Source organism: Vibrio sp. CB1-5 (assembly GCF_059412285.1).
Window position 1 is genome coordinate 243617 of the sequence record NZ_JBJHPB010000003.1, and the last position, 15678, is coordinate 259294.

The 15678-nt window shown below is 46.0% G+C and carries 15 protein-coding genes; 10 read left to right on the forward strand and 5 right to left on the reverse strand.

The window, feature by feature from the left end; genetic code table 11:
• Positions 1-137 precede the first annotated feature (137 nt).
• From ACJB0T_RS03775 to ACJB0T_RS03795, 5 genes are all read left to right on the forward strand, one after another.
• Entirely contained in the window at positions 138-941 is an 804-nt protein-coding gene (locus tag ACJB0T_RS03775) for a cytochrome-c peroxidase (RefSeq protein WP_479292751.1), read from the forward strand.
• A 45-nt stretch (positions 942-986) separates the two neighbouring features.
• Positions 987-1169, forward strand: coding sequence for a hypothetical protein (locus ACJB0T_RS03780; RefSeq protein ID WP_479292749.1), 183 nt, complete (start codon positions 987-989; stop codon positions 1167-1169).
• Entirely contained in the window at positions 1166-2422 is a 1257-nt protein-coding gene (locus ACJB0T_RS03785; RefSeq protein WP_479292748.1) for a PAS domain-containing protein, read from the forward strand. The genes ACJB0T_RS03780 and ACJB0T_RS03785 overlap by 4 nt, the downstream gene beginning before the upstream one ends.
• Complete coding sequence (locus tag ACJB0T_RS03790; RefSeq protein WP_479292747.1) at positions 2385-2591, forward strand: hypothetical protein; 207 nt, start codon at positions 2385-2387, stop codon at positions 2589-2591. Before ACJB0T_RS03785 ends, ACJB0T_RS03790 begins: the two co-directional genes overlap by 38 nt.
• 163 nt (positions 2592-2754) lie before the next feature.
• Positions 2755-3354 (forward strand): HAD family hydrolase, encoded by a 600-nt coding sequence (locus ACJB0T_RS03795; RefSeq protein ID WP_479292745.1) that lies wholly within the window; start codon positions 2755-2757, stop codon positions 3352-3354.
• Between the two features lie 41 nt (positions 3355-3395).
• Here the strand turns inward: ACJB0T_RS03795 and ACJB0T_RS03800 are convergent, their stop codons facing one another.
• The 5 genes from ACJB0T_RS03800 to ACJB0T_RS03820 all read right to left on the reverse strand — a co-directional run bounded on the left by ACJB0T_RS03800 (position 3396) and on the right by ACJB0T_RS03820 (position 9807).
• Complete coding sequence (locus tag ACJB0T_RS03800; protein ID WP_479292744.1) at positions 3396-4358, reverse strand: GGDEF domain-containing protein; 963 nt, start codon at positions 4356-4358, stop codon at positions 3396-3398.
• Between the two features lie 482 nt (positions 4359-4840).
• Positions 4841-5263 carry a YMGG-like glycine zipper-containing protein gene (locus tag ACJB0T_RS03805; RefSeq protein WP_112463049.1) on the reverse strand — a complete coding sequence of 141 codons (423 nt, stop codon included), beginning with the start codon at positions 5261-5263 and terminating at the stop codon, positions 4841-4843.
• 213 nt (positions 5264-5476) lie between these two features.
• The gene (locus ACJB0T_RS03810) at positions 5477-7864 is read right to left on the reverse strand and encodes a family 20 glycosylhydrolase (RefSeq protein ID WP_479292741.1); all 2388 of its coding nucleotides are present in this window, start codon (positions 7862-7864) and stop codon (positions 5477-5479) included.
• Positions 7865-7908: 44 nt separating this feature from the next.
• Positions 7909-8301 (reverse strand): RidA family protein, encoded by a 393-nt coding sequence (locus ACJB0T_RS03815; RefSeq protein ID WP_042501660.1) that lies wholly within the window; start codon positions 8299-8301, stop codon positions 7909-7911.
• A gap of 57 nt (positions 8302-8358) precedes the next feature.
• Positions 8359-9807, reverse strand: a complete 1449-nt coding sequence (locus ACJB0T_RS03820; RefSeq protein WP_479292739.1) for an N-acyl-D-amino-acid deacylase family protein — start codon at positions 9805-9807, stop codon at positions 8359-8361.
• 182 nt (positions 9808-9989) lie between these two features.
• Between ACJB0T_RS03820 and ACJB0T_RS03825 the strand changes: the two genes are divergently transcribed.
• From ACJB0T_RS03825 to ACJB0T_RS03845, 5 genes are all read left to right on the forward strand, one after another.
• On the forward strand, positions 9990-11258 hold the full coding sequence (locus ACJB0T_RS03825) for an amino acid deaminase (protein ID WP_479292738.1): 1269 nt from the start codon (positions 9990-9992) through the stop codon (positions 11256-11258).
• Between the two features lie 10 nt (positions 11259-11268).
• Positions 11269-12132 carry a MurR/RpiR family transcriptional regulator gene (locus tag ACJB0T_RS03830; RefSeq protein WP_479292736.1) on the forward strand — a complete coding sequence of 288 codons (864 nt, stop codon included), beginning with the start codon at positions 11269-11271 and terminating at the stop codon, positions 12130-12132.
• Positions 12133-12303: 171 nt separating this feature from the next.
• Positions 12304-12525: a hypothetical protein gene (locus tag ACJB0T_RS03835; RefSeq protein WP_042501664.1), complete on the forward strand. Its 222-nt coding sequence runs from the start codon at positions 12304-12306 to the stop codon at positions 12523-12525.
• Between the two features lie 302 nt (positions 12526-12827).
• Complete coding sequence (gene elbB, locus ACJB0T_RS03840) at positions 12828-13478, forward strand: isoprenoid biosynthesis glyoxalase ElbB (protein ID WP_479292734.1); 651 nt, start codon at positions 12828-12830, stop codon at positions 13476-13478.
• A gap of 195 nt (positions 13479-13673) precedes the next feature.
• Complete coding sequence (locus ACJB0T_RS03845; protein WP_479292732.1) at positions 13674-15515, forward strand: DUF3413 domain-containing protein; 1842 nt, start codon at positions 13674-13676, stop codon at positions 15513-15515.
• Positions 15516-15678: the final 163 nt, after the last annotated feature.

Here is a 15678-nt window from a genome sequence, read left to right on the forward strand (position 1 = left end):
AGCTTATGGAATAAAAAAACTCTTGTTAAGACCACCAATTAGCGACAAGTTCATTCTTTTTTTCGTTTTTTCATCTTAAATTGAAACAGCAAATGAGTATCTCATAATGATACGCACGATCAATATAAATGATACATATGATGAACATTGTAGTTATAAGGTGGTTGGGCGCTCTTGGTGCTCTTATCACATTGACAACGTACCTATTTTTTAATTTTTCTGCACCGAAAGAGCCGGTGAGTGATGCCCGTTCAGAAACCACCATCAGTATCAAAAATATAAGTTCCCAACTCATTCAGCCTATCCCTAAACCAGCACTTAGTAACCGAGAACGGAACATTGCCAAACTAGGGATGCAGATCTTTTTAGATCCTAACGTATCCTCAAATAATCGCGTTAGCTGTGAGTCCTGTCACCACATATTTGATAATGGAGCAGAAAATAGGCAAGTATCATTAGGGGTACAAGGTCTTGGTGCTAGGAGCTCTCCTACAGTATTCAACGTTTCCCACAATTCGCGTTTTTTCTGGGATGGGAGAGCTTCTAGCCTGGAGACACAAATGGATGGTCCGGTTCACAATCCGTTAGAGATGAACACTAACTGGCAAAAAATCACACGCTATGTCGCCTCTGTTCCCACCTATAAACAGCAGTTCAATACTCATTTTAACGGTGCGATTGATGAAGCGACCATCAAAGAGTCTTTGAAAGGCTTCATGGCAGCTCTCGATACACCAGACGCACCATTCGACCTTTTTTTAAGAGGAAATGAGGCAGCAATGACACAAGCCGCAAAGAATGGCTGGCTGAAATTTAAAACACTAGGCTGTATCGCTTGTCACCAAGGTAGGAATATTGGAGGCAATTTATTTCAAAAGTTTGGCAACTTAAACAACACCAGTGAGCAAGAGTCGGACCTTGGTCGTTACAACGTCACCTGACTGAAGTCTGATATAGGGGTTTTTCGTGTTCCTAGTCTGCGAAACGTGGCTAACACTGCCCCTTACTTTCACGATGGACGAGCGGATACGTTAGAAGCGGCGATTGTTACTATGGCCTACGTTCAACTAGGCCGAGAGCTCGAACCGAGCACGATTCTCGAATTAAAAGCGTTTCTCAACGCTCTCTCTGCACCGCCACCTCCCGTACTCGAGGAGCTAATACCATGACTCGACGAATACTCACCAAAAAGCGTGTCGAAACGCTCTATCAAATGGCGATTGTGCTCTCAGCATTATGGCTAGTAATCAGTGTGTCTCACAGTCGGGTTAGTGAAACCTATCAGCAGGCGTATCTCGCTCTATCCCATCAAATTACTCAATCCCTTGAGGACATCTACACCTTTGACTACAACAATGAACAGACCTATGACAATTTCTCTAATGAGTTGGTCACCATAGAACTCGAAGCTGGGAGCCTCTACGACAACCTGTTTCAGAACCAACAACGTTACCTCTCTATTATCAGCCCGATACCCGAACAAGGCGTGCAGTTTGGACGTCATATCAAGAACCAAGTGCTCGGTTTCACCCAAAGGTTGGAACGCCTACTAAGCGCTAAGGTATCCTTTGAATATTCCGGCAGTACGTTAAAAGAGCTGCAACGAGGACTGCTATCAGCATCAACTTCCAATACCGACAAACTTAAACTCTATCAATACTTTGACAATCAAATAGCACGTCAGGCACTGACTAATAATGCACAAACCAACAAGACCATCCTCGCAATCGACAGTTACATCCGACTTAACAGCCGAGTCAAAAATGAAATAGAACAAGAGAAGCAAGCGCTACTTGGCAGCGAAATTCACACCTTACTCAATGACGTCAACACCTATTGGATGACGAGGACATCCAACCTTCAAGGACACGTCATTTTCTCCGGCGTCATGCTATTTGTGTTTCTTGGCGGATATATTTACTGGCGTCAATGGATACAACAATATCGCGAAGCCAAACTCAATCGTGAGCTTTTCACCAAAGAAAAAGAACGTTCTCATTTAGCCCTTGTGGTCGAGCACGCAAGCGACGCCATTATCATCACAGATAAAAACGGTTTTGTTACTTGGGCAAATACGGCATTCGAACGACTCTCTGGCTACCAAGTGAAGGAAGTCATCGGACTAAAGCCCGGTAGTTTTTTGCAAGGGAGAGAAACGTCACATCAGGAAGTTGCTAACATTGCAGCACATCTGAGAAAGGGTGAGCCTGTCCAGTCAGAGTTGATTAACTATCACAAAGATGGGACCCCGTATTGGATTGACATCGCAATAACGCCCATCAGAAACCATCAACAAGAGGTCGAGCAGTTCATTGCCGTAGAACGTGATAGCAGTGTCCGAAAAAACCTAGAGCGGGACTTACGACTAGCGGTTGATAATGCTGATGCTTCTAACAAAGCAAAATCTACTTTCGTTGCTTAACGATATTCTCGATATCTCAAAAATTGAAGAAGGCAAACTTGAACTTGAGGCCATTGATTTTGCTATCAGCGATCTCTGTTCGCCCATCGTCACGACCTACTCTTCGATCTGTACAGAAAAAGGCGTTCACTTCAAACCACACTCGACAGCGAAATTTGGCCTGCACTAGAGGAGATGCAGTCGCTAGTGAACCTAGTTGAGGTCAATATCCATGAAGCAATTCGAATTCTGGATAAATATCGTGATACGCAAAATAAGTCAGTGCTAAAGTCGTCTAAACTCTCTAGGTAAACGTATCAAAAGCACGACTTAGCAAGGACTGACTCATTTCAATGATTAAAGCGGTAGTATTTGATTTAGACAACACACTGGTGACATCAAACATCAACTTTCAGCAGCTAAGACTAGAACTCGCTTGTCCTGCTGAAAAGGACTTATTAACCCATGTCGATGAAACCTTTTGTGATAACCAACGGCAGCAACGCATTGAGACCATACTTAAGTATGAACTCGACGATGCCGAAGCCAGTGATTTAATGGCAGGCGCACGTTCGCTGACAGATTGGTTATCAAACGAAGGCTTAAGATTTGGCATCATCACCAGAAATTGTCGTGAGGCCGCGACAAAGAAGTTAAGCGCTCATTCACTAACAATAGAAGAGCTTATCACTAGAGAAGACTTTCCTGCCAAACCTGATCCCAGTGCGCTGTTACACCTTGTAGACAAGTGGCAGCTAGAGCAACACAACGTTCTTTATGTTGGCGACCATCAATACGACATTCTTACGGCGCAAAACGCCGGTTGTTTAAGCTGTTTTATTTCCAACTCAAGCCATGAGCCAGACACCTTCGGCGCAGATCTGCATTATTCATCTCTGGATGGGCTTCTTACCTATTTGCAAAAAAGCTACGTGCAAAAAAGGCGTTTGTAGAAAAGCTGTCTTTAATTAATGACTGTTAGAAAGAGTCACGTTTAACCTTGTCCTTGAGTGGCTTTGTTTAAGTAAAGCGCTTTGTCAGCTAGGTCAAGCAGTTCGTCGTGATCTACATTATCGAGCGGAGTGCAACAAACAACGCCAACGCAATAATTTAAAGCGTAAACCGCTTGATGATTGCGATTAAACGACGCGACTTTGTCATTAAAGCGTGTCATTGGAAACTTGGAGTCGTTTCCTGTGGTTCCGGACATCAAAACGACAAACTCATCTCCCCCTACTCTTGCAATCACGTCAGAGTCTCTAAAACTCGACCTTAGCAATTTGGCAAATTGGCGTAATGCCTCGTCGCCAACAGAATGTCCGAAAGTATCGTTGATGGCTTTGAAGTTATTGAGGTCAAACAAGGCTAGGGTGTACGGCTCCGTAGAAAAACGACATTTTTGAATCACTTTGTCGGCCAGTACTCGATAACCACGTCGATTGGAAATTTGAGTCAACTCATCAAGGGTGGAGTTTAAGTTCGCCACCAGCTCAGATTCGGCTAACTTCGCGAGATCGATCAGATCATGAACTTGCTGATCGGTAAACAGCCTCGGTTTACTGTCTATAACGCACAAGGTACCAACCTTGACACCGCCCTCTATTTTTATGGGAACGCCGGCATAAAAGCGGATGTTAGGGTCACCCGTCACCAAAGGATTATCGCGAAAGCGTTCATCAATAGAGGCATCGTGAATAATGAATGGCTCGTCACCTAAAATCGCATGACCACAAAATGATTCTCCACGACCCGTTTGATTCACAGCGAGTCCTACATTGGACTTGAACCACTGTGTGTCTCTGTCAACGATGGTTAACAAAGCAATCTCGACATCAAACATCCGTTTTGCTAACCGTGTCACTCGATCGAAACGCTCCTCTGGCACACTGTCGATATTAAGCTGCCTGACAACCTTCAAACGGTAATCATCATCGGCGGGAATAGGAGCTGGCTGCATGTGTGAGAGTTCCTCAGTATAGACGTACTAGACAAATTTGAACTGCGTTATGGCACCTTTCACCATTCTCAATGCGCTTTTGAGTCTAAATTTAAAGTGTCCGCTTCTAAAATTAGTCAAGATTACGAGGGCATGCCACAAAAGCATCACATTCTTAACGTAAATTGAAATGAAAATTCGGCAGAGCTTCTTGAGTGGAGTGTCAGTAAAGTTGCATATTGCAAATATATTGCGGTTTGCATTTGCATTATAAGAACATCTCGAATCTTTTATGTGTAATGACGCACAAAAAGTCGGTAAATAGCTTTCGGCAAAGTTGGCACACATCATGCTACATAGATTATGACTTCAGCAATGAAGTCACCTAGCCAACTGACGTTGTTAGTGAACCGATTTGTTCACACTGTTTTCGGCCGATTGATTTATCAATCGGCCTTTTCTTTGTCTCAAAATCTAAGCTAATGCTTGCTAAAACAACGTGATTAGCCTTCTTGGCTAGACTCCACTTGTTGAGCCTTCTCCATTTCAGCCAGTTTTTGCTCTAACTCACGGATACGAATTTCAGCCTCTAGCTCGTCAGCTCGCTTCTCCGCATCACTGCGATTGTCTTGCTTTATTCCCTCAGCTAGCGTTTCTGTACGGCCGGTTTCACGAGAGTCATCCAAGTCTTTCATCGAGCCTGCAACGCCACCAGCGACACCGCCAGCAACCGCGCCTTTGACAGCCAGTTCAGGTTCGCCTGTCAGTACGCCCATTGTGGCACCAAGTAATGCGCCTCCCGCTGCGCCTCTATTACGTGCTGCATTCTCATTTTCCTTATCGAAAGCAGGTGAAGCGCAACCAGCAAGGAGAGCTAGGGTTGCAACAGCAAAAAGTGATTTAACAGAGTGTTGAGTGATTGTCATAGCGGGGTTCTCGCATCGGTTGTGTCTACGAGAGAAAGAATACTGTTTCAATGTGCTTCAAGGAATTCACTTGTCGTTATTAGCCTGATAAGCAGGGGTTATCAGGCCAGCCAATAATGTTCGTCTCAGACTCCCATCTCTAACAAAAAAAGCCGGGTATTACTTTGGATTGTACCCTGAAGTAATACCCGGCTTGCCGCTCTAAAACTATCGTTACTTAGTGAACGTATTCAGTAGCATTTCTGTCGGCTTAACGATAGCAACGATCGTTTCATCAATGATAATCGCAGACTCGTTAATCATTGCTTGATACGCCTGTGCATCCGCTTTGCTTACGCTTTCACCAGACTTCGCCTTTGATACCAAGGTTAAGCCTACCTCAGCGACCTGCTTGGTCGCTTTGGTCAGTGCCACTGTATCGACAGAAGCCACGTTGGCGGCAAACACAGGCTCTGCAGCAGTGGCAGCGTTCAAAACCGTTTGGTAGTGCTGCTCTAACGCTGTTAATGCTTGCTTGTCACCCTTCTCGACCTGCTCCACCAAGTCACTCATTTCATAAACGGCGTAGCTCTCAACCGGCAGGGCATCAGCAAAACGATTCAAACGCTCATGCTGATTGTAAAGGTCGCCATGGTTTTCCGTTTGAATCCATTTCTCCCAGTTACGAGCATAGTACTGCGCAGGCTCAGTGTATCGCGCTAAAGCTAGTAGCGGCGTGATATCAGCGCCATTTGCTAAGCGTTGCATCATCACTCTAGAGTCCGCATGATGGCGCATCCCTAAAGAAATCTCAGACCAATTATCGATAGCACGCATACGTTTATACATGCTTGCTTCATCGGTTAGCTCTTCAAAAGACCAGAAACGCTCAGCAATTGCATAGCTGCGTGGCCAAATGCGATTTTCCATGGTTTGAGTATTGATGTTTTCCGCCCAAACGGTAATTTCACCACCAAGAATTAGCGACTGCTCTTCCTCGGTAAGCTCGGCTGGATAACCACCGGTAGGTTCTGGGATCACTGAGCCAGACTGAGCTGAAGAAGCCACAATTTCACCTGTCGTCGGCCAACGCACATTACCAATAAGCTGATAGCTGCCCTCTGCCAACTTGTCGCCAGCAAGCTTTAAGTTGAACTCGGTGTAAGACATGAAGTTATCAAAGTGACCCTTGAAGCTTTCACCTGGGGTGTACTCGATAATTTCAACTTCAGTACGAGATTTGCCGTTGTAATCAGTAAAGGCACGAATACTGCCGTCTTTAGCTTGAATGATCGTCAGCAAGCCTTTGCGAGGACCACCTTTGGTACGCGGCTTCTCCCATTGGTAGCTGACAAATCGCTCGCCTTCATGCAGTTTATCGTCAACAGTAATACCGTGAGGCATAGGGTCATTGCGGTAGTGGTAGCTGGTCGGTTGAGGTTGGTCTAGGTAATAACCTGTCGAAAGCAGTCCCTGATACCCCTCTTGCGCTGCTCGGCCAATACTATCGTGGCCGCGCCAGCTTTGAATAACGATGGATTTAGGCAGGTCTTTGTGCCAAATCTCATCCCAGCCCGTCATCTTCTTGCCGCGATCCTCAAGCATCTTCTCTACTTTCGCATTCAAGTAGGACTGAAGGCCGCGCTCACCATCTAAGTTATTTTCCTTAATAAACGCCTGAATCTGAGGATTCTCTTGCCACTGTTTGTAGTTCGGCTCATCACCACCGATGTGGAAGTACTCGTCAGGGAACAACTCAACGACTTCATCAAACACGCTGCTCAGCATGGTGTAAAGTTCTGGATTGGTTGGATCCATGAGTGGCTCAAATACACCCCATTCGCGCTGCTGAGGGTAGCTTTGCTCGCCCAAACCTGACATCAGCTCTGGATATGCATGGGCAACCGCTGATGCATGACCCGGTAGCGAGATTTCTGGTACTACACGAATACCCAACTCACGAGCATATTCGACAACATAGCGAATCTGATCTTTAGTGTAGTAGTCACCATCTGTGGTTTTTTCCCACAGCTTAGTGTAGTTATCAAGCTGAATGCGAATGCCTTGGTCATCCCAAATATGCCAGTGGAACACGTTCATCTTCGCAGACGCCATAGCATCCAACTGACGCAAAATCACTTCCATCTCAATAAAGTGACGTGATGTGTCATAAGAGACCCCACGCCAGCGAAAACGTGGTTCGTCTTCTACATAGATAGCCGGTACTGAGTATCCGATGGCGTCTGTTTTTACTAGCTGAAGGATAGTCTCGATACCACGAATCGCACCATAAGGGCGGTTGGCTTTAAGCACGATCTGACCATTCTGAACATCCAGCGTATAGGACTCATCAGCATTGATATCTTGCACTGCCGATTTTGGCGCTTGGTCGATATCAATCACTAAGGTTGCTTCACTCGCGCTTTCCGCTTGCCAGTTCAGTGTCGGAAAGCCCGTTTGACGCTCAAGACGATTAACAAAACGTTTTGCAGTCGCTTCCACGCGCTCAGAGTTAAAACCTTTGATGTAAATACTAAAGTCTTTGTCGATGACGACAGCGCCTTGTCTTAGCTCCACTGTTCGTGGATAAGGCATTAAATTGAGATCTGTATTTGGTGCCATAGCCCATGCCGTTGATGTAATTAATTACTGTTGAATCAAGTATTTTATCTGCGATCTTCGCGATAGCAGGTTACATCGACTTCAACCTTCACATCGACTACGAGGTCACACACCATGCAAATGCGCGCTGGCGGGTTGGCACCGAAGAACTCTTTGAACACTTTATTGAAAGATTGGAAATAGCGTGAATCCGTTAGCACGACTTTCACATGCACGACATCTTCAAGGCCGTAACCTGCTTCTTCCATAATATCGACGCAGTTTTGAATCGCTAAACGCGACTGATCAACAATGCCACCTTCAACAACCTCGCCATCTGTCATCGGTGTTTGACCCGACACATAGAGAAAGCCACCAGCTTCTGTTGCACGAGCAAAGGGTAAATGTTGTCCGCCAGTACCGGTTCCACCTTCTACACCATAGCGTTTAATAGTCATTGTTTACTCCAGTTGTTACTTCTTATTTAAATGTTACACATCTCGAATAATGATTATTCAAGAGCAATTAGTGCTATCACGATATATAAATCGACCAAATCTTTTTTTGGCAACTGATTTATTTTGATAGCTAATATTTCCGTTTACGAATACACATTCAATTCCATCAGCGACAGAAATAGGTGATTCAAACGTCGCGGTATCACGAACGTTGTGCTTATTAAATAAAACCAAGTCAGCAAACGCGCCCTCTTTGATAACACCTCTGTTTGCCAGGTTATAGCGCTTCGCTGACATTCCCGTCATTTTGTGCACTGCTTCCTCGAGAGGAAATAAACCGCGATCTTTACAGTAATGGTTAAGAACTTTCGGGAAAGTGCCCCAAAGTCTTGGGTGTGGATGAGGATCGTTTGGCAGCCCATCAGATCCCACCATAGTGAGCTTATGCTTAAGCACTCGCTCGACATCTTCTTCATCCATGCAGTGATACACAGCGCCGGCTGGTTGAATGGCTTTAGCCGCTTCCATCAGTGGCAGCTCCATTTGCTTAGCGATGTCAGCAAGGAGCTGCCCTGCATACTCAGGTTTTGTTTCAGACCAAGTAATGAAAATATCGAAATCATCCGTCACTTGTTTCAAATCAAGCGTTGATGAGCTTGCTGAATAGGGGTAGCAATCGCAGGAAACATCTTGGTGCTGCGCCGTTTTTTCTAGCAAGTCGAGCACTTCAACGGTTCTTCCCCAGTTTCCTGCGCCTGCGCATTTCAAGTGAGAAATAACCACTGGGACACGGGCATGTTGACCTGTCTCAAAGGCCTCTTCCATGGCACTCAATATTTCTTCAAATTCTGTGCGCATATGAGTGGTATAGATACCGCCAAACTCAGCTAATACTTCGGCTAAACGCATCACTTCGCTGGCCGTTGCCTGCTTAGCGCTGGCATAGGCCAAGCCAGAGCTTAATCCCAGCGCACCTTCAGACATCGCTTGTGCTAATGCAGTTTGCATGGCCTGAAGCTCATCTTCTGAGGCTTCACGAAGCAGCTCATCCATCACGTTATTGCGAAGTGTGGTGTGTCCTATCAAGGCAGCAACATTAACCGCAGGCTCCGCTTGTTCAACCGCAGTCGCGTACTCTGCAAACGTAGGGTACTTAAAGTCTTCTTGCTTACCCAATAGATTCATCGGGTCTGGCGGCGCAACGTGTAACGTTGCCGGTGATGCACTGATGCCGCAGTTACCAACAATCACCGTTGTCACGCCTTGACTGATTTTCGGCAAGCAATCTGGGTAACGAATAACATTGGTATCATCGTGAGTGTGAACATCAATAAAACCAGGACTGAGCACCTGACCCTGGCCGTCGATGATCGTGCTCGCCTCAAAGCAAGCAAGATCACCAATTTTAGCGATGCGATCTTGCTTAATAGCCAGATCGGCATGGTAGGACGCCTCATTGGTTCCATCGACGATTTCTACATTTTTTATAATAGTGTCGAACAACATGACCTTATCTCTCGTCTTCACGCTTTCCATGACACCTATGTTAGAAATTACCCTCATAAAACTCAGTGACAAAACACACAAAAACACCAGTAAAGTTTGATAGTTTCTAACACGACAAGTATCATAAACACCATCAGTCATTATCAATCAATAACTTAATACATGTTAGTGTGAGAATCAAAATGAACAATCTATTTGAAAAAGATAGAAAAAATCACAAAACCCATGCATTGGGATATGCAATTGGTCAAAAAGGAATGGCATGCTGCGACCAAGAAATGCCCAGCTACAGCTTACTTAAAGAAGACATTAGCTTGCCTGCAGCCGTGATTAAGCGCAGCCATTTAGAAAATAACATGCAGTGGATGCAAAAATTTGCCAACCATCACGGCGTCAAACTTTGTCCACATGGCAAAACAACCATGACTCCGGAATTTTTCCGTCAGCAGCAAGAGTGTGGTGCTTGGGGAGTGACAGTCGCCACCGCCCCACAAGTTGAAGTGGCCGCTCACTGTGGTATCACCAATATCATGATGGCCAACCAACTCGTAGGCAAAGCCAACATGGCCATGATTCATCGAGTACAACAAGACACCGATGCTCGCGTGATGGTATGTGTCGATTCAAAGCAAAATATTCAGCAGTTACAGCACTACTTTGAACACGCTAACAGCTCAATCGACGTTCTGATTGAATACGGCGTTGCAGGCGGTCGCTGCGGCTGTCGCACAGTCGATGAAGTCATCGCGCTTGCTCAGTTTATAACAGACACGCCAAACGTAAATTTGGTGGGGATTGAAGTCTATGAGGGCGTGATCCACGGTGGCGATGAAGAAGCCCGTGTCCGTCAGTTTCTTGCCAACACGCTTGAGTTAGCAAGTCAGTTAGTTGCAGTCAATCTACTGCCTGAAAAACCAATCGTCACTGGTGCTGGCTCTGCATGGTACGACGTGGTCGCGGAAGAATTTGCCCACCTCGACGCCTTTGATGCCATTTTACGCCCAGGCTGCTACGTCATTCATGACACCGGTATCTATCTAGATGCCCAGCATAAAGTGATGCAACGTGCAGAGAAAAACCAAGGCTTTGCTTGTGAGCTTGGCGGCGATCTCTCTTCCGCTTTAGAGGTTTGGGCGTATGTCATTTCTCGCCCTGAATCCACAAAAGCCATCATAGGCTTGGGCAAGCGCGATGTGGCATTCGACGCAGGGCTTCCTATTCCTGAGCGAATCTATCGCGATGGTGCACAATTAGAAACAGCAGGTCTTGTGGCGACGGATGTGATGGATCAACACACATTTTTATCCGTTCCAGAGGACTGCGACCTCCAAGTTGGTGATATGATTGCCTTTTCAACATCGCACCCTTGCCTAACCTTTGACAAATGGCGCTACATTGCAATTAGCGATGACCAACATAATGTCGAACATTGGGTCGAGACAGCATTCTAGAGGGAACATTTTGAGCGTAGAAATAGACATTATTTCTCAAATCACGGAGCGCTACAGTGCGCTTCGTGACGCAGAAAAAAAGGTCGCTGACCTTATCACAGATGATGTGAGCAGCGCTGCCAACGCCAGTATTACGGAACTCGCAGACCAAGCGAGCGTGAGCGAAGCCACCATCACTCGCTTTGCAAAAGCCGTGGGCTGCAAAAATGTTCGCGACCTTAAAATCAAACTGGCGCAATCACTTGCGGTAGGCCAGCGCTTTATTATTGAGCCGCCGGTGCAGACTGGTCATCAAGGCATTTACGAGTCCATCAAACAGGCTTTGGACATCAACCGAGCGCTTATTAACGAAGCAGACATCAGCAAGGCGGCGGAATTACTTCACTCAGCAAGGCAAATCATTGCGATTGGCGTCGGTGGTGGCTCAACCATCACCTCACAAGAGTTGCAGCATCGTCTGTTTAGACTTGGCTACCCAGTAGTGTCTTACAATGATGGATTGCTCACTCGCATGGTGGCGGCAACGGCCGATGCCAACGACGTAATGGTGGTGATATCGGCGACGGGTCACACACCAATCGTGGTCGAAACGGCTGAAACTGCGAAGCAATATGGCGTCCCTGTGATTGCTATTACCCCTTCAGGCTCACCACTGGCGAACCTTAGCGATCTTGTTCTGCCTATCGTTCACAAAGAAACTGATTTTATCTACAAACCATCTGCGTCACGCTATGCGATGCTTGCCTTAGTTGACGTAATCGCTATGGAGCTCGCCGTTAATCATAAGCGCCGCTCTCGCGACCGCCTTCGCCGCTTAAAACTCGCCTTAGACACCCACAGAACGGGAAGCGATCGCCAACCATTAGGCGACTAATTGCTTACTTCAAACACCCTCCCCACCAAACATGAACATCTTTTTGAACCAATGTTCATGTTTGGTTCATATTCCTTAGCGTAGTATTTCGATATAAAGGAGCGATACCAGTAAAGGATGCCCATAAAGACTCGTCCATTTTTGCATTCGGTTTATTACAAAGAGGTCATTATGAAACAAGCACTCCTAACCATTAGCGCACTATTTATCGGTTTTGTGGCAATGATGTTCAGCCTACTAATGGCAATCCCAATGGCTATTGCTGCATTCATCACTGGCAACCGTATTAAAAAGCAGTTAGACAAAGAATTTGCTCGTCAACGTGAGGCACAAGGCCAAACCGCAAACGGCAATACTATCGAGGGTGAATATGAAGAGGTTTCGTCCAAGTGAATCTAAACGCGAAAAACGATCGCGTCACAAGCGAAAGCTGGTGGCGACTCAACTAGCACTCACCTAGTGACCAGTGAAGCACTACGAGACAATCAGTAAAATGAAATCGGTAGCGGTTTGTTACCTTTCTCATCCCCTCTCCATCGCACTTTTGTCTAGCGGAGCACATTATTGACTGGGCTTCGTCCAACCCGCTGTAAAATCAACTAATATCGCTATATAGCTGTGCTCAAGTCACGTTTAAGCGTGGGATCGTCGAGAGAGTTTGAGCACATAGTTGACAGTCAACTGAGGTCCAAATTATGAAGAAAATAGCGGTCATTCTAAGCGGTTCAGGCGTATTTGATGGCGCTGAAATTCACGAGTCTGTGTTGGCCTTGCACGCCATTGAGAAGGCTGGCGCAACGTGGCACTGTTTTGCGCCAAACGTCGAGCAATATCATGTCATTAATCATATCACTGGCGAAGAAATAGAAGAATCACGCAATGTCTTGGTTGAAGCGGCGCGGATTGCACGTGGCAATATTGAAGATGTCGAAAAACTGAATGTCGACGACTACGATGCACTTCTTGTACCAGGCGGCTTCGGTGCAGCTAAAAACCTGACCGACTTTGCTATCAATGGCGCTGAGTGTTCCATTAACGCTGGCGTTGCTTCCGCTTGCCGGGCTTTCAAGCAAGCTAATAAGCCTGCTGGCTACTTATGCATTGCCCCGGTTATCATCCCAATGATTTACCCAGAGTCTGTATTCGGTACCATCGGCAACGATACGGGTACGGCTGAAGGCTTTAATGCACTCGGTGGACGCCATATTGAGTGTACTGTTGACGACTTTGTCTATGACGAAAGAAACAAAGTACTCTCCACTCCTGCCTATATGTTAGCAAACAGTATATCTGAAGCCGCCAGTGGCATAGATAAAATGGTACACAAACTAGTTTCATTGGCCTAATAATTGAGTATCCATCTGTTTACCTGCGCCAAGCTGATTTATTGGTTGGCGCAGGTAATATCATTACGACTAATAATGTGTAACATTCTACACTCCTCTGACCCGCAAAAGTTTCAATCTCCTTCGCGCTCGCGTACAATATGCGCCCTTGTCGACGTGCGACAAACCTAGATTTTACATTTTGGTCTATTGAATATGCTTAAGTTTTTAAAATCAAAGCTGAGTCCTTACTATGAGTTTTGGATCCTCAATGCATTGCTTGCGACGCTAATTGGCGCTCGTTATTTCCTTTTTTTCCCAGACTTACCCTTCGACGGACTTCAGTTCTCGTTTGCTGTGACCAGTTTGTTCAGCCATATGGCGCTACTCGCGTTAGTCTTCTGGCTTGTGGGTTTAGTGGTTTGCTTCTTACCATTGAAGATTAAACGTCCTCTACTGGCGCTACTCGCAACCATTGCTTTAGGATTTTTGTTTGTCGATACCATGGTATTTGGCTTCTACCGATTCCACCTAAACTACCCAGTGCTATCTATGGTAATGTCGGGACAAATCGTTGAATTTCCATGGTCTGCGTGGCTCATGCTTGTGGTTGGTCTTGGCGCAGTGTTCGCACTTCAATGGTGGGCTCTAGGAAAAATGGAGCTTCGCAGCTTCACGTTGACCAAAAAACTTCGCAAAGTATTTTTCCCACTGTTTATTGCCACCACATTGGCAAGCCACGGCATTCATATTTGGGCTGCAGCGAAAACCTATCAGCCTGTCATGTTCGTTAATCAGTATCTGCCACTGTTCTATCCTACTATTGCAAACTCACTCCTAATGGAGAAGGGTTGGCTAGATCGTGAAGAACTTGAGCGAAACCAAGCAAAGGCACCGAAAGTACAAGGGGGTCTTAACTACCCTGTTAACCCAATCGTAGGTGAAGCGCCTTCTAAGCCAAAGAACATCATGTTGATCCTGATCGATTCTTGGCGCCCAGATACCGTGACATCAGAGTACATGCCGACCGTTTACGACTTGTATAACGAAGGTCTGTCATTCGATAAACACTACTCTTCGGGTAACGCAACTCGAATGGGTACATTTGGCCTGTTCTACGGACTGCCTGGACCATACTGGCACCCAATGCTGGCGAACCAACGTCCAACACTGCTGATGGATCGTTTGCAAGAACTAGACTACGAGATTGGTGTGTTTACATCAGCGCACATCGAGTCACCAGAATTCAACCGTACTATCTTCGCCAACATCCCGAATCTGCGTATTCGTGGTGAGAGCAAAGGCAACGCAGCTGAGCGTGATATTGAATTGGTCGACGACTGGATGACTTGGTATGACGCTAACAAGTCAAAACCAACATTCTCGTTCTTATTCTTTGATGCGCCACATGGATTCATTTTCCCTGCGGACTACGAACCGAAGTTTGAGCCAATGTCTGGAGCAAACAACCCGTTCGTGCGCAGCAACGACTCCGATCCTGAGCCTATCTTCAACCGCTACCGAACGAGCACACACTTTGTTGATAGTAAAATCAAAGAAGTGATTGCCAAGCTAAAAGCGGAAGGCACCTACGACGATACACTGATCGTTATTACTGGTGACCACGGTGAAGAGCTTAACGACAACGGCCAAAACTTTTGGGGTCACAACGGTAACTTCACCGAAGCTCAAATTAAAGTACCGTTTATTATGATTGGCGCTGGCATCGATAAAGAAGCTAACCAATGGCCGCAAGGCAAGATGACCACACACTATGACTTTGTGCCAACCATCATGAAGAACTACCTAGGTGTGACTAACGACATCAAGGACTATGCAGTTGGTGAAGATCTCTACGGTGAGTTTGTTGAACGTCCTTACACGATTGTTGCAGACTACGGCGACTACGCTGTTGTATCAGAAGATAAGATCTTCTCACTCAAAGGGAACGGTCTCTATGAAGTAAAAGACGGCACCAACCGACTATTACCAAAGCAAGAGATTGATCACGAGCGTATGCATTACGCCATTGAACTGCTTACCCGCTATACGGAGTAATCGCTAGCTTCAATATCAAGTAGGGTGAGGCGTTACCGCCTCATCCCTCTTACAGAACCGTACGTACGGACCTCGTATACGGCTCATGCACACTTCCATTCAGCATAATTACTGAACACATACCCTGTCCTAACATGCTCGAGATTTACCAGACCTAGATCAT

Excerpts from the sequence above, each read along its gene's own strand:
- ACJB0T_RS03790 (WP_479292747.1), top strand. The coding sequence starts at position 2,385 with ATGCTTCTAACAAAGCAAAATCTACTTTCGTTGCTTAACGATATTCTC.
- ACJB0T_RS03845 (WP_479292732.1), top strand. The coding sequence starts at position 13,674 with ATGCTTAAGTTTTTAAAATCAAAGCTGAGTCCTTACTATGAGTTTTGG.
- ACJB0T_RS03795 (WP_479292745.1), top strand. The coding sequence starts at position 2,755 with ATGATTAAAGCGGTAGTATTTGATTTAGACAACACACTGGTGACATCA.
- ACJB0T_RS03820 (WP_479292739.1), bottom strand. The coding sequence starts at position 9,807 with ATGTTGTTCGACACTATTATAAAAAATGTAGAAATCGTCGATGGAACC.
- ACJB0T_RS03815 (WP_042501660.1), bottom strand. The coding sequence starts at position 8,301 with ATGACTATTAAACGCTATGGTGTAGAAGGTGGAACCGGTACTGGCGGA.
- ACJB0T_RS03835 (WP_042501664.1), top strand. The coding sequence starts at position 12,304 with ATGAAACAAGCACTCCTAACCATTAGCGCACTATTTATCGGTTTTGTG.
- ACJB0T_RS03825 (WP_479292738.1), top strand. The coding sequence starts at position 9,990 with ATGAACAATCTATTTGAAAAAGATAGAAAAAATCACAAAACCCATGCA.
- ACJB0T_RS03775 (WP_479292751.1), top strand. The coding sequence starts at position 138 with ATGATGAACATTGTAGTTATAAGGTGGTTGGGCGCTCTTGGTGCTCTT.
- ACJB0T_RS03785 (WP_479292748.1), top strand. The coding sequence starts at position 1,166 with ATGACTCGACGAATACTCACCAAAAAGCGTGTCGAAACGCTCTATCAA.
- ACJB0T_RS03800 (WP_479292744.1), bottom strand. The coding sequence starts at position 4,358 with ATGCAGCCAGCTCCTATTCCCGCCGATGATGATTACCGTTTGAAGGTT.
- ACJB0T_RS03805 (WP_112463049.1), bottom strand. The coding sequence starts at position 5,263 with ATGACAATCACTCAACACTCTGTTAAATCACTTTTTGCTGTTGCAACC.
- ACJB0T_RS03810 (WP_479292741.1), bottom strand. The coding sequence starts at position 7,864 with ATGGCACCAAATACAGATCTCAATTTAATGCCTTATCCACGAACAGTG.
- elbB (WP_479292734.1), top strand. The coding sequence starts at position 12,828 with ATGAAGAAAATAGCGGTCATTCTAAGCGGTTCAGGCGTATTTGATGGC.